This is a genomic window from Micromonospora sp. CPCC 206171 (genome assembly GCF_036906755.1).
Classification (GTDB): domain Bacteria; phylum Actinomycetota; class Actinomycetes; order Mycobacteriales; family Micromonosporaceae; genus Micromonospora; species Micromonospora purpureochromogenes.
The window spans coordinates 203,427-216,457 of record NZ_JBAKHT010000003.1 but is presented as its reverse complement, the minus strand read 5'-3'; the positions used below and the strand labels follow the sequence as shown (position 1 = coordinate 216,457).

Here is a 13,031-nt window from a genome sequence, read left to right as displayed (position 1 = left end):
CCGTCGCCGGGCCCGTAGGCTGACGGGATGCCGGGCTCGCCGTACACCGATCTGGACCGCCCGCCGCTGTCGGCGGCGCGGCTGGCCCGCGCGCTGACCGCTCCGCACGGGCCCTGGCGCCGGCTCGACCTGCGGGCCGAGACCGGCTCCACCAACGCCGACGCGGTGACGGCCGCCCGGGCGGGCGAGCCGGAGGGCCTGGTGGTGGTCGCCGACCGGCAGACCGCCGGGCGCGGCCGGCGCGGCCGGGTCTGGCAGTCGCCGGCCCGCGCCGGCATCGCGACCAGCGTCCTGCTCCGGCCCGGCGAGGCCGTCGCCGACCGCGGCTGGCCGCCGGCCCCCGCCACCGGGTACGGCTGGCTGCCGCTGCTCGCCGGCGTCGCGCTGGTCGAGGCGGTGGCCCGGCTGGCCGAGCTGGAGGCCCGGCTGAAGTGGCCGAACGACCTGCTGGTCGACGACGCCAAGTGCGCCGGCATCCTGGCCGAGGCGGTGCCGGGCACGTCCCCGGCGCAGCCGCCCGCGATCGTGCTCGGGATCGGGCTCAACGTCACGCTCCGTGCCGACGAGCTGCCGGAGAACCGGACCGGCCTGCCGGCCACCTCGCTGCAACTGGCCGGCGCGACGGCCACCGACCGGGACCCGCTGCTGCGCGCGCTGCTCCGCTCGCTGGCCGACTGGTACGACCGCTGGCGCACCGCCGGCGGCGACGCGGTGGCCAGCGGGCTGCGGGAGGCCTACGTCGCCTCCTGCGCCACCGTCGGCCGGCGGGTGCGGGTGCTGCTGCCCGACGGCGCGGAGCTGACCGGCCTGGCCACCGGTGTGGACGCCGACGGCCAGCTGCTGGTCGACACGGGTGCGGGGGAGCGGCGGTTGGCGGCCGGGGACGTGCTGCACCTGCGCTGAGCGCCCCGGGTGGCGGTCCGGTCCGGCGTGGCGCCGCGATCGGGGCCGCGCGGCTGATCCGGTGGATCGCGGTGACCGGTTACGGTCAGCGCGTCCGATCCGTGCCCCAGGAGGTTCCCCGTGGCGTTTCCCGAAGACGTGCTCACCGAGGACGAGCACGTCGTCCTGCATCTGCACCCGCACTGGAAGGCGCTGCTGCGGCCGATCCTGGTGCTGGTCCTCGGCGTCGCCGCCGTGGTGGCGGGCTGGGTCCTGCTGCCCGACGGCGACGGCGCCACGATCGCGCTGTACGTGATCGCCGGGCTGGCCCTGGTGCTGGCGCTCTGGCTGGGCCTCTGGCCGTTCCTGGTCTGGCGCACCACGCACTACCTGTTCACCAACGAGCGGGTGCTGCTGCAGCAGGGGGTGCTGTCCCGGGACCGGCGGGACATCCCGCTCACCCGGATCAACGACCACGCGATGAGCCAGCGCTTCGTCGAGCGGCTGCTCGGCTGCGGCACGCTCACCATCGAGTCGGCGGGCGAGCGCGGCCAGTCCGTGCTGCGCGACGTCCCGTCCGTGGGCCAGGTCCAGACCAAGCTCTACGAGCTGGTCGAGGCCCACCACGACAAGCACTCGCTGGGCGACGGGGAGATGCGCGACATCCTGGCAGACATGCGCGAGGGCAAGCCGCTGCGCGACCCCACCAGCTGACTCCTGGGCCCGACCCCGGCCTGATCGACCCCGGTTCGCAGCAGTGGCGGTGTCCGTTCGGACACCGCCACTTCGGCGACATTCGGGTGCCCGGGTCGTCCCGGGCGGCGGGGTCAGCGGCGGGGGCGGCGGGTGCCGGCGTGCAGCTCCGCGGCCAGCTCGGCGTCGAGGTCGGCGCCGATCGTGCTGCCCAGTCCGGCGTCCAGCGGGGCGGGCCGTCCGGTCGGCTGCGGGAAGACCGGTTCGGCCACCGGGCCGCCGGGCCGCTGCGCCGCCTGCTGCTGGGCCTCCTCCAGCTCGCTGACCGACTCGGCCAGCTCGGCCACCGGATCCAGCTCGGCCATGGTGTCCCACTCGTCCCGGTGGATCGTGTGCCAGGTCTCCTCGGCGTGCGCGGGCACCGGCTGGAACACGAATGTCCGGTACGACCAGAACCGGAACATGGTCGCCAGCAGCACGCCGCCGGTCTTCGCCACGTTGAGTGCGAGCAGGCTGTTCACGCCCAGGCCGTACTTGGCGGCGGCGAGGACGCCCAGCTCGATCAGCAGGCCGGTGGCGTTGAACAGGAAGAACAGGACGTATTCCCGCTTCAACGCGGATTTCGGTCGATCCCGGTACGTCCAGTGCCGATTCATCAGATACGACGTGATCGTCGCCACCACGGTGGCGATCACGGTCGCCTTCAGTTGACCGTTGACAAAAACGGTGAGTGCCAGGACATTGAACACCGCGTAATTGATGACGGTGTTGATGCCACCGACGACGCCGAATTTGAGCGCCTCGTGGATGAACTTCTGCCAGCGCTCGGGCAGCAGACGGACAAGACGCATGCGGAACACCTTAGGGCAGTGGTTGGGGCCGGCAGGTCCCGGCCGGACGAGGTGGGCGGCAGGTCACGCCCCCGGCGGCCGGTCGTGCGCCGCCTCCGGAACCGGGGGATTTCCCGCTTCCACGAAGACGAACCGTCGGTACGACCAGAACCGGAACAGCGTCCCCAGGCCGGTGCCGACGATGAAGCTGGCGATGTTGTCGGCCAGCGGGGTCTGGAACACCCCCGGCCAGATGCTGCCCAGGCCGTACCGGCTGATCGCCAGGCAGGCCACGGCGATGCCCAGGCCCACCCCGTTGAAGAAGAAGAACAGCGCGTACTCGCGGGCCGGGTTGGAGCGCCTGCGGTGGCGCCAGGTCCAGAACCGGTTGCCCACGAAGGCGACGCTGGCCGCGATGACGGTGGAGATCGTCTTGGCGGTCACCTGCTCGACGTCGCGCACGGTCGTCAGGTAGTTGAAGAGCGCGAAGTCGATGAGGAAGGCGATCCCGCCCACCGTGGCGAACTTGCTCAGCTCGCGGACGAGGTGACCGAAGCGGTCCAGCAGTGTGCGGACCAGGCCCGGGCGGGTCTGCGGAGACCCTGGCTGGTCCCCGGTCATCGTCGCGGCCACCCGCCGAGCGTACCGGTCGGGAGCGAGCCGGACGCGCAGCAACGACGAGCCGGCCCGGATCACTCGCGACGCCGGTCGTCGCCGGCCCGTCCGGTGCCGCCGCAGGTGAGCAGAGCGTAACTCTTTGTGGACCGTTCGCCGTGTGGTTCGTCCAATCGACGGGCCCGTCACCGGAAGCCCGGTTCCGCTGTCCGTCATCGTCCGTTCCGGTGACCGCCAACAGTTCGCCGCAGGATTTGCGTGAAACTGCGCGGAAAAGCGGGTATTAGCTCGTGATGCCGCAGCCGGGCCGTACCTTGTGCAGTTCTTCACAACCAGTCCCACTGACTCGCGGCTCGGCCCGGTTTACGCTGAGCGCAATCCCAGGTTTCCACGATGGCGACGCGGCTCGCGCCCGCCAGACTCGTGCATCCATAGAACGGTCAGCGTCGACCACAAGGAGATGTGTCATGGTTGCTCCGGCTACTGTTCGGGGTATCGATCAGGCCCCGACTACCCATCCCAAGCTGCTCGCCTGGGTCAGAGAAGTCGCGGAACTGACCACCCCCGACCGCGTGGTCTGGGTGGACGGGTCCGATGAGGAGTGGCGGCGCCTCACCGACGAGCTGGTCGAGTCCGGCACCCTGATCCGGCTCAACCCGGAGAAGAAGCCCAACTCGTTCTATGCGCGCACGGACCCGACGGACGTCGCCCGGGTCGAGGAGCGCACCTACATCTGCTCCGTCGACGAGGCGGACGCCGGCCCCACCAACAACTGGATGGCGCCGGCCGAGATGAAGCGGACGATGACGGAGCTGTACCGCGGGAGCATGCGCGGGCGCACCATGTACGTCATCCCGTTCTGCATGGGCCCGGTCGAGGCCGAGAGCCCCATGTTCGGCGTCGAGATCACCGACAGCCCGTACGTGGTGGCCTCGATGCGGATCATGACCCGGATGGGCGCCAAGGTCCTCGAGGCGATGGGCGACGACGCCGACTTCGTGCACGCGCTGCACTCCATCGGCGCCCCGCTCGCCCCCGGCCAGCAGGACGTCGCCTGGCCGTGCAACGAGACGAAGTACATCTCGCACTTCCCGGAGAGCCGGGAGATCTGGTCCTTCGGCTCCGGCTACGGCGGCAACTCGCTGCTCGGCAAGAAGTGCTACTCGCTGCGGATCGCCAGCGTGATGGGGCGCGACGAGGGCTGGCTCGCCGAGCACATGCTGATCCTCAAGATCACCTCGCCGGAAGGCAAGGTCTACCACGTCGCCGGCGCCTTCCCGTCCGCCTGCGGCAAGACCAACCTCGCCATGCTGGAGCCGACCATCCCGGGCTGGAAGGTCGAGACCATCGGCGACGACATCGCCTGGATGCGCTTCGGCTCCGACGGCCGCCTCTACGCGGTGAACCCGGAGTACGGCCTCTTCGGCGTCGCGCCCGGCACCGACTGGAAGACCAACGCCAACGCCATGCGGACACTGGACCGCGGCAACTCCATCTTCACCAACGTGGCGCTCACCGACGACGGGGACATCTGGTGGGAGGGCATGGGTGAGCCGCCGGCGCACCTGATCGACTGGAAGGGCAACGACTGGACGCCGGAGAGCGACAGCCTCTCCTCGCACGCGAACAGCCGGTTCTGCACCCCGATCACCCAGTGCCCCATCCTCGCCGAGGACTACTACGACCCGAACGGCGTGCCGATCGACGCGATCCTCTTCGGTGGCCGTCGCCGGGACACCATCCCGCTGGTCACCGAGGCCCGCGACTGGGTGCACGGCGTCTACATGGGCGCCACGCTCTCCTCGGAGACCACCGCCGCCGCGTCCGGCGCGGTCGGCGTCGTCCGCCGCGACCCGATGGCGATGCTGCCGTTCATCGGCTACCACGCCGGTGACTACTTCCGGCACTGGATCGAGATGGGCAAGGGCGTCGACGGCGACGAGGCCAAGCTGCCCAAGATCTACTACGTCAACTGGTTCCGCAAGGACGCCGAGGGCAACTTCCTCTGGCCGGGCTTCGGCGAGAACTCCCGGGTGCTCAAGTGGGTCGTCGAGCGGATCGAGGGTCGCGCCGACGCGGTCGAGACCCCGATCGGGATGGTGCCCACGCAGGACGCGCTGGACGTCGAGGGTCTGGACATGACCCCGGAGGACGTCCGGATCGCCCTCAAGGTGGACCCGGAGGAGTGGCGCAACGAACTCCCGCTGGTCACCGAGTGGTTCGAGAAGTTCGGTGACAAGCTGCCGGGTGTCCTCTGGGCCGAGCTGGACGCGCTGCGCGCCCGGCTCGACGCGGAGCAGCCGCAGAAGTAGGTGTGACTGTTGCCCGTACCGGGCAACATCGGATCCCATGAGGACGGCCGCCGAGACCACCGAGGTCCGGCGGCCGTCCGCCGTCCGGGCGCTGACCACGCTGCTCGCCGTCACGGCGGCGGCCACCGTCGTGGTCGAGCTGCTCAACTGGTGGTACGCCCCGGAGCAGGAGTTCGGCCTGGCCGTACGCACCGGCTGGGCGATGCTCCGCTCGCTCGGCTTCCTGCTGCTGATCGGGCACGTCAACCGGGGTCGTACGGTCGCCAAGCCGCTCGGGCTGATCCTCGCGGTGACCACCGTCTTCGCGGTGGGCCGCCTGGTGGTGCCTCGGCAGGGGGTGCCGCCGCTGCCCGGGCTGCTCGGCTTCGCCCTGCTCACCGCGCTCTGCGTGAGCGTGGTCGTGCTGCTCTACCGCTCCGAGGCGGTCGGCGCGTACCTCGTCCGGCACCGCAGGACCCTGGTGGTCTCCGGCGGCACGATCTCCTGGCGGGAGGCCGCCCCGAAGCGGCCGCCGGTCACCGGGTGGCTGCTCACCAGCCGGGTCGCCGCCTTCACGTACAGCCCGTTGATGCTGGTGCCGGCGCTGGTGGCCGGGGGCGCGATCCTGGACGGCCGGCTGGCCGCCGCGCCGGCGGTGGTGTTCTGGTTCCTCGCCGGCATCGCGGTCAGCTACACGGTGCTCTTCTGCACCGCGTTCCTGATGCGCGGCCGGCGCTGGGCCCGCACCCTGCTGGTGGCGATCACCCTGGGCGTGCTCGCCGTCGACCTGCCGCTCTGCTGGTGGCTGCTCGGCGTCGACGGCCTGGTCCGGGACGGCGGCCCGCTCGTCGCCGCCGCCGTCCTCGCCCTCTACGGCCTCCGGCGCGCCACCCGCGCCGAACCACCCCCCACCTGACCCCGGCCCCCGCCCCGCCCGACCGGGCAGCCTCCGTTGATCAAGAAGTTTGCGTCGGGCTGGGACCGGATCCTGACGCAAACTTCTTGATCAACGGGGTCGGGCGGGTGCGGCGGCGGGGTTCGGGGGCGTGGGGCGGGCAGGATGGGCCGGTGGGCGGCTGCGGGCGGGAGGCGACGCGGTGAGCGACGAATTCGACCTGATCGTGGTCGGCGCGGGGCCGGCCGGGGCGGCCGCCGCGCTGGCCGCCCGCCGGGCCGGGGCCCGGGTGCTGCTGCTGGACCGGTCCGACTTCCCCAGGGACAAGGCCTGCGGGGACGGCATCGCGGCGCACGCGCTGGACGTCCTCGCCGGGCTGGGCGTGACCGACGCGGTGGCCGGGTACGCCCCGCTGCCCGCGCTGCACCTGATCGGCCCGGGCGGCCCGGCGGTGGCCCGGGCGCTGCCCCGGCCCGCGTACACGGTGCCCCGCGAGGTGTTCGACGCCCGGCTGGTGGCGGCGGCGGTGGCCGCGGGTGCGGTGCTGTGCCGGCACACCGTCCGCCGAATCGAGCCGCGCCACGACCGGGTGGTGCTCGACGGGGAACTGGCCGCGCGGGCGGTGGTCGGCGCGGACGGGGCCGGGTCGATCGTCCGCCGCGCGCTCGGCCACCCGCCGAACCCGGACCGCCACCTCGCGCTCGCCATCCGAGGGTACGCCCCGGCGCTGCCCGGTCCGCCCGAACAGTTCATCGTCACCTCGGGGCCGCGCTGGCCGGCGTACGCCTGGTCCTTCCCGATCGGCGACGGTCGCGCGAACGTCGGGTACGGGGAGGTGCTGCGGGGCGAACCGCTGAGCCGGGCGCACCTGCTGGACCGGCTCGCCGCGTTGCTGCCGGCGACCGACCCCGCCACGGTCACCGGGCTGCGCGCCCACCACCTGCCGCTGTCGACGCACCGGCCGTCGCCCGGTCGGGGTCGGGTGGTGCTGGCCGGCGACGCGCTCTCCCTGATCAACCCGTTCACCGGCGAGGGGATCTTCTACGCGCTGCTCTCCGGGGCGCTGGCCGGCGCCGCCGCCGCGGCGGCACCGGACCGGGCGGCCGACCGGTACGCCCAGGCGCTGCGCCGGCGGCTCGGTACGCACCTGCGGCACAGCTCGGTCGCCGCCTGGCTGGCCCGGCACCGCCGGGTGGTCGACGCCGCCGTCCGGGCGGCCCGCCGCGACGACCGGGTCTACCGCAGTGTCGTCGAGTTGGGGCTCGGTGACGGCCGGCTGGACGCCCGCACCCTCGCCATGATCGGGATCGGTCTCTCGGCGCGTAGTTAACCTCCGAGGTCACCATCGGCCGGGCGGGTCGCTACCCTGCAAGGTGATGACTCTGCGGAACCTCCTCTACTCCGTGTACGAGCGCCGGCTGACGGCGTCGCTCGCGGGCAAGCCCGTGCCCCGGCACGTCGGCGTCATGTGCGACGGCAACCGCAGGTGGGCGCGGGAGATGGGCTTCGTCGACCCCAACGACGGGCACCGGATGGGCGCCGAGCGGATCAAGGAGCTGCTGCGCTGGTGCGACGCCGCCGGTGTGGGCCACGTCACGCTCTGGCTGCTCTCCACCGACAACCTCTCCCGGCCGGCGGAGGAGCTGGATCCGCTGCTCCAGATCATCGAGGACCTGACCACCGAGCTGGCCGAGGAGGGCAACCCCTGGCGGCTGCGGATGGTCGGCGCGCTCGACGTGCTGCCGGCGCACCACGCGCAGGCCCTCAAGGCCGCCGAGGAGCGCACCCGGGACCGCGCCGGCGGCGCCCAGGTCAACATCGCCGTCGGGTACGGCGGCCGGCGCGAGATCGCCGACGCGGTGCGCTCCCTGCTGCTGGAGCACGCCGCCACCGGCGGCACCATCGAGGAGCTGGCCGGCGCGCTGGACGTCGACCACATCTCCGAGCACCTCTACACCAAGGGCCTGCCGGACCCGGATCTGATCATCCGGACCAGCGGTGAGCAGCGCCTCTCCGGCTTCATGCTCTGGCAGTCGGCCCACTCGGAGTTCTACTTCTGCGAACTCAACTGGCCCGACTTCCGCCGCGTCGACTTCCTCCGCGCCCTGCGCTCCTACGCCAACCGCCAGCGCCGCTTCGGCGCCTGACGGCCCGCCCCGCGCTGACGGCGGCGGTCGGTCAGGTCAGGTGGGGCAGGGCCCTGGTCAGGAAGTCGCCGAGGGCGGCCGGGGAGTCGAGGGTGAGGTCGGCGGCGTCGGCCACCTCGTGACCGGTCTCCGGATTCGCCACGGCCACGCAGACGCCGAAGAAGTCCGGGTCGGCGGCGGCGCGGGCCCGCAGCGCGGCGAAGGCCTTGATGTCGGAGACGTCGTCGCCGAAGTACCAGGCGCCACCGGCGTCGCGGACGATCTCGCCGATGACCAGGCCCTTGTCCCGGTCGACCGGGGGCTTGAGCTCCAGCACCATCCGGCCGGCCTGCACCTTCAGCCCCAGCCGCTCGGCCTGCGCGCGACCCCACTGCTCCACCTGCGGCCCCAGTCCCGGCGCGGTACGCCAGTGCAGGGCGACGCTCAACCGCTTGAACTCGACCAGCGTGCCGGCCGGCAGTTCGGCCCGGGCCAGGTCGGCCAGCTCCGCCATGGTCGGCACCCACGGCAGGGCGCCCGGCTCGGTCACCGTCTCGCCCCCGGAATGGCTGTGCTCCAGCCCGTACAGGCCGTAGAGGTCGATGCCGGCGAGGCCACCGAGGTGGTCGCGGAGGAAGTCGACCGGGCGCGCGGAGACGATCGCCACCCGCTGCACCACCGGGGCGAGCGCCTCCAGCGCGGCGAGCACCTTGGGCGCGGGCTGCACGGCGGTGGGGTCGTCGTCGACCGGCGCCAAGGTGCCGTCGAAGTCGAAGAAGAGCACCGTGTGGGCCGCCCGCGCGGCGGTCGCCCGCCAGGCGTGCTCGGCGTCCAACGGAGTCTTCGGCTGCTGGTTGCCCAGATTCAACGGCGGCACGCGCGACAGCGTACCCCGGCGGCGGCGGCTCATTCGTGGCCGCGAGATGACGCCTTCTCGCCTCCGGCGGTGGACGATTTTCGGGTCGTCGGTCAGCGTTCGGCGGCTCCCCGGCGCGGGCGCCCGAACGGCACCACGTCGGCGTCCTGGCCGTGGCTGAGCAGGTAACCCTCGACGAATCCGGTGTTCCGGTCGCCGGCGTGCGTTTCGATCTCGTTGAGCCGGGCGACCAGGAACTCGGTCAGTGCGCTCACCCGGTCGTTGAGCCGCTCGTGCAGCTCGGCGACCACGGCCAGCACCACCGCGGTGCCGGCGGTGGTGAGCGCGAAGAGGTTGACGACCAGTGGCATCTGCTCGCCCTCGACCGCGACTATCGCGACGTTTGCGGTCACGACCGATGTCACCGACACCGCCGCGACCAGAACTGCCCACCATTTCAGGGTCATGGACAGACCCCTCCTTCTGTCCCGCAGGGCTGGGTTCGGCCTTGTCCCGTCCCCCCGCCGATGACGAGCCCAAGCAGTACGAATACGGACGCTAGCGCGCCCGTTCCTGGCCCGTAGCGAAACGAAGAGGTCTGACCAGGCGTTCTTTCGCCATCTGAGGAACTACCCGGCCTGTTCGTCTCGTTTTCGGACATCGGCCGGCAGAGTCGGGCGATAAGCGAGGTAACGAATGGTTTCTCGAATGTGGAACTTCTCCGCTTCCGACACGGCGGGATCGACCAGCCGGCGCAGCAGGGCCTCCACGTCCGGGTCCATCGGGGGTGGCGTCGCCGCGGTGCGGGGCGCGGCGGCCCGGTCCCAGCCGAGCGCGGCGAAGGCGGCGGCGGGGTTGAGCCCGAGCCCCTCGCAGAAGGCGACCACCCGCTCCACCTCCGGGTCGCTGGCCCAGTCGCCGCGGACCCACCGGTTGATGGTCTGCCGGGAGACGCCGGTGCGGCGGGAGACCTCGGTGCCCGTCCAGGCCCGCATGGCCCGGGCGTCGTCGAGCGCCCGGCGGACGAAACTGGCGAAGGCGATCTTCCGGGCGGGGGCGGTCTCGGTCACCCCGTGACGGTACGGCCGGACGGCCGTGGTGGGGAGTCCGTGCGTACGGGTGTCACGCGAACGGGACGACTTCTTCCGGGCGCGTGTTAACGATCCAGGGGCCTTTCCGAGGGGTGTCACCTGGGCAGAATAGAAGGACTTAGGTGGGGCGGTAATCGGACGAAAAGCTGATACTGTCACGCTCGTGGGACAATCTACGGTGTGTCACGTGCATGAGACGATTAGTGCTCACATGCGTCACGTCCCCGGCGCGAGGGAGGTGCGGTGACCGAGCTCGCGACCCGTGCCCAGGCCTTCGGCCTGATCGCGGAGGGGGTGGCCGCGGGACTGAGCGCGCCCTGGCGCCTCTACCTCGCCCGAGGGTGCCGCTACCTGTCCCTGAGCGTGGGGGACCGGGACGAGTGGAACGCCTGGCGTACCCATCTCGGTTGTCCGGAGCTGAGCGTCCGGGTCTACGACGCCGGCGGCGAGATCCGCCGCTCCTCGGTCGCCGAGATCGTCCTGGACGGGTGCCGGATCAGCGTCGAGCTGGTGGAGGAGGTCAGCACCGACGACCTGGAGCGGCTCCTGGTCGTCGATCCGACCACGATCGAGCCGGAGGACCGGTGACCGGGCGGGCGCGGCGCGGCGGAGCCGCCGGATGAGCCCGTTCCTCGCGGTCTTCCTCGTCCTCGTCCTCGGCGCCACCAGTTACGCGGCGGGCCGGTTGCACGGCCAGCTCAGCTATCGGATCGGCTATCGCTTCGGCTACCGGCAGGGCTACTTCGACGGCGACCGGGGGGCGTGGAACCGGCGACGCCGCGACGCCCAGGCCGCGATCGCCTCGGCCCTGGCCGGGCCGGTGAGCGGGCCACCGGTGGTGACCACCGCGACCGTCACCACCACCGCGGTCGCCCGCCAGGGCACCACGTACACCGGCTCCTCGTTCACCGCCCCGGTCCCGCCGGTCACCGGCCGGCATCCGACCGGGACCCTCGTCCGGCGGCAGGGCTGACGACCCACGCCGGTACGGACCCGGTGCGTCGTCCGCGGCGGGCACGCACCGTCGGGGCCACGTCAGACCGGTGACGGTGGCCCCGCCGGCCGGGATGCGCGCAGGGGGCATGCATCCCGGCCGGTCCGCCGCCGACGTTCACGTCCCGGTCGAGGGAGATCCACCTCCGCCTCTAGCCGAGGTGGCCCGGCGCCGCTAGCGTCTAGGCATGGCACGGGGTTCTCCCGGGCCAGCCGGTCCGCCCGGAACTGCGACCTCGCGCACGGGGTTCCGCATCCGACCCCGTGTCCCCGGGCACCGGAGGAGGCGGAACGCGGGTGGCGGGTGCCCATCCGTCGGAGCAGGCCTGTGACGACTCGCCGTACGCCCGCCGGTGCCGACCAGACCCCGGCCGCGACTGCCACGACCCGCCGAGCCACCCGGAGCCGCCGTACGACGGCCGCCGCCCCGGCCGGCACCGAGGAGCCCCGACCAGCCGGCCAGGCCTTTGTCCTGGACACCTCGGTGCTCCTGTCCGACCCGGCGGCGTTCCACCGCTTCGCCGAGCACGAGGTGGTCCTGCCCCTGGTGGTCATCTCCGAACTGGAGGGCAAGCGCCACCACCCCGAGCTGGGCTGGTTCGCCCGGCAGTCCCTGCGCATGCTGGACGAGCTGCGGGTGCGGCACGGGCGGCTGGACCGTCCGGTGCCCGCCAACGACGTCGGCGGCACGCTGCGGGTGGAGCTCAACCACTCGGACGACGGCGTGCTGCCGCCGGGCTTCCGCACCGAGTCCAACGACGCCCGGATCCTCTCCGTGGCGTTGAACCTGGCCGCCGAGGGCCGGGAGGTGACCCTGGTCAGCAAGGACATGCCGCTGCGGGTCAAGGCCGCCTCGGTCGGGCTGCGGGCCGACGAGTACCGGCACGGCCAGGCCAGCGATCCCACCTGGACGGGTATGGCCGAGCTGGAGCTGGGCGAGGAGGAGATCGGCCGGCTCTACGCCGGCGAGACCCTCGACCTGGACGCCGCGGCGGGCCTGCCCTGCCACACCGGCCTGGTGCTGCACTCGGCCCGCGGCTCGGCCCTGGGCCGGGTGCTGCCCGACAAGACCGTCCGGCTGGTGCGGGGCGACCGGGAGGCGTTCGGCCTGCACGGTCGGTCGGCCGAGCAGCGCGTCGCGCTGGACCTGCTGCTGGACGAGTCGATCGGCATCGTCTCGATGGGCGGGCGGGCCGGCACCGGCAAGTCCGCGCTGGCGCTCTGCGCCGGCCTGGAGGCGGTGATGGAACGCCGCCGGCACAAGAAGGTGATCGTCTTCCGCCCGCTGTACGCCGTCGGCGGCCAGGAGCTGGGCTACCTGCCCGGCTCGGAGTCGGAGAAGATGTCGCCCTGGGCGCAGGCGGTCTTCGACACCCTCGGCGCGGTGGTGCACGAGAACGTGCTGGAGGAGGTCACCTCGCGCGGGATCCTGGAGGTCCTGCCGCTGACCCACATCCGGGGCCGGAGCCTGCACGACGCCTTCGTGATCGTCGACGAGGCGCAGTCGCTGGAGCGGGGCGTGCTGCTGACCGTGCTGTCCCGGATCGGTCAGGGGTCCCGGGTGGTGCTCACCCACGACGTCGCCCAGCGGGACAACCTGCGGGTGGGCCGGCACGACGGCGTGACGGCGGTGATCGAGGCGCTGAAGGGCCACCCGCTCTTCGCGCACGTCACGCTGAGCCGTTCGGAGCGGTCACCGATCGCCGCGATGGTGACTGATCTGCTGGAGGACATCCCGCAGTAGCCGCTGCGGCCGCCC

Annotated in this window: 14 protein-coding genes; 9 read left to right on the top strand and 5 right to left on the bottom strand. The window is 72.4% G+C overall.

Annotation, left to right across the window (positions count from 1 at the left end; genetic code table 11):
- The first annotated feature begins 27 nt into the window (after positions 1-27).
- Positions 28-903 carry a biotin--[acetyl-CoA-carboxylase] ligase gene (locus V6U89_RS06045; protein ID WP_334569638.1) on the top strand — a complete coding sequence of 292 codons (876 nt, stop codon included), beginning with the start codon at positions 28-30 and terminating at the stop codon, positions 901-903.
- A gap of 120 nt (positions 904-1,023) precedes the next feature.
- The gene (locus V6U89_RS06040; protein WP_154939565.1) at positions 1,024-1,596 is read left to right on the top strand and encodes a PH domain-containing protein; all 573 of its coding nucleotides are present in this window, start codon (positions 1,024-1,026) and stop codon (positions 1,594-1,596) included.
- A 113-nt stretch (positions 1,597-1,709) separates the two neighbouring features.
- On the opposite strand, the gene V6U89_RS06035 is transcribed toward V6U89_RS06040, so the two are convergent.
- Together V6U89_RS06035 and V6U89_RS30165 are read right to left on the bottom strand one after the other, a co-directional pair.
- Positions 1,710-2,426, bottom strand: coding sequence for a GtrA family protein (locus tag V6U89_RS06035; protein ID WP_334569636.1), 717 nt, complete (start codon positions 2,424-2,426; stop codon positions 1,710-1,712).
- Between the two features lie 63 nt (positions 2,427-2,489).
- Positions 2,490-3,350, bottom strand: a complete 861-nt coding sequence (locus V6U89_RS30165; RefSeq protein ID WP_442933877.1) for a GtrA family protein — start codon at positions 3,348-3,350, stop codon at positions 2,490-2,492.
- A 137-nt stretch (positions 3,351-3,487) separates the two neighbouring features.
- Here V6U89_RS30165 and V6U89_RS06025 point away from each other — a divergent pair, with 137 nt between their 5' ends.
- From V6U89_RS06025 to V6U89_RS06010, 4 genes are all read left to right on the top strand, one after another.
- A complete protein-coding gene (locus tag V6U89_RS06025) occupies positions 3,488-5,332 on the top strand; it encodes a phosphoenolpyruvate carboxykinase (GTP) (RefSeq protein ID WP_334569634.1) in 1,845 nt (614 codons plus the stop codon).
- A gap of 37 nt (positions 5,333-5,369) precedes the next feature.
- A complete protein-coding gene (locus V6U89_RS06020) occupies positions 5,370-6,227 on the top strand; it encodes a hypothetical protein (protein WP_334569633.1) in 858 nt (285 codons plus the stop codon).
- A gap of 181 nt (positions 6,228-6,408) precedes the next feature.
- Positions 6,409-7,536, top strand: coding sequence for a geranylgeranyl reductase family protein (locus tag V6U89_RS06015; protein ID WP_334569632.1), 1,128 nt, complete (start codon positions 6,409-6,411; stop codon positions 7,534-7,536).
- A 46-nt stretch (positions 7,537-7,582) separates the two neighbouring features.
- A complete protein-coding gene (locus V6U89_RS06010; RefSeq protein WP_334569631.1) occupies positions 7,583-8,353 on the top strand; it encodes an isoprenyl transferase in 771 nt (256 codons plus the stop codon).
- A 31-nt stretch (positions 8,354-8,384) separates the two neighbouring features.
- Here the strand turns inward: V6U89_RS06010 and otsB are convergent, their stop codons facing one another.
- The 3 genes from otsB to V6U89_RS05995 form a co-directional block, all read right to left on the bottom strand.
- Positions 8,385-9,209 (bottom strand): trehalose-phosphatase, encoded by an 825-nt coding sequence (otsB, locus tag V6U89_RS06005; RefSeq protein WP_334569629.1) that lies wholly within the window; start codon positions 9,207-9,209, stop codon positions 8,385-8,387.
- Between the two features lie 92 nt (positions 9,210-9,301).
- Entirely contained in the window at positions 9,302-9,655 is a 354-nt protein-coding gene (locus V6U89_RS06000) for a hypothetical protein (RefSeq protein WP_334569628.1), read from the bottom strand.
- A gap of 162 nt (positions 9,656-9,817) precedes the next feature.
- Positions 9,818-10,258, bottom strand: coding sequence for a helix-turn-helix domain-containing protein (locus V6U89_RS05995; protein WP_210776574.1), 441 nt, complete (start codon positions 10,256-10,258; stop codon positions 9,818-9,820).
- 264 nt (positions 10,259-10,522) lie between these two features.
- Here V6U89_RS05995 and V6U89_RS05990 point away from each other — a divergent pair, with 264 nt between their 5' ends.
- The 3 genes from V6U89_RS05990 to V6U89_RS05980 all read left to right on the top strand — a co-directional run bounded on the left by V6U89_RS05990 (position 10,523) and on the right by V6U89_RS05980 (position 13,016).
- On the top strand, positions 10,523-10,867 hold the full coding sequence (locus tag V6U89_RS05990; RefSeq protein WP_154939549.1) for a hypothetical protein: 345 nt from the start codon (positions 10,523-10,525) through the stop codon (positions 10,865-10,867).
- 31 nt (positions 10,868-10,898) lie between these two features.
- A complete protein-coding gene (locus V6U89_RS05985) occupies positions 10,899-11,252 on the top strand; it encodes a hypothetical protein (RefSeq protein WP_280840415.1) in 354 nt (117 codons plus the stop codon).
- A gap of 348 nt (positions 11,253-11,600) precedes the next feature.
- Complete coding sequence (locus V6U89_RS05980) at positions 11,601-13,016, top strand: PhoH family protein (protein WP_334569625.1); 1,416 nt, start codon at positions 11,601-11,603, stop codon at positions 13,014-13,016.
- Positions 13,017-13,031 lie beyond the last annotated feature (15 nt).

Excerpts from the sequence above, each read along its gene's own strand:
- V6U89_RS06045 (WP_334569638.1), top strand. The coding sequence starts at position 28 with ATGCCGGGCTCGCCGTACACCGATCTGGACCGCCCGCCGCTGTCGGCG.
- V6U89_RS06035 (WP_334569636.1), bottom strand. The coding sequence starts at position 2,426 with ATGCGTCTTGTCCGTCTGCTGCCCGAGCGCTGGCAGAAGTTCATCCAC.
- V6U89_RS06025 (WP_334569634.1), top strand. The coding sequence starts at position 3,488 with ATGGTTGCTCCGGCTACTGTTCGGGGTATCGATCAGGCCCCGACTACC.
- V6U89_RS06020 (WP_334569633.1), top strand. The coding sequence starts at position 5,370 with ATGAGGACGGCCGCCGAGACCACCGAGGTCCGGCGGCCGTCCGCCGTC.
- V6U89_RS06010 (WP_334569631.1), top strand. The coding sequence starts at position 7,583 with ATGACTCTGCGGAACCTCCTCTACTCCGTGTACGAGCGCCGGCTGACG.
- V6U89_RS06000 (WP_334569628.1), bottom strand. The coding sequence starts at position 9,655 with ATGACCCTGAAATGGTGGGCAGTTCTGGTCGCGGCGGTGTCGGTGACA.
- V6U89_RS05985 (WP_280840415.1), top strand. The coding sequence starts at position 10,899 with ATGAGCCCGTTCCTCGCGGTCTTCCTCGTCCTCGTCCTCGGCGCCACC.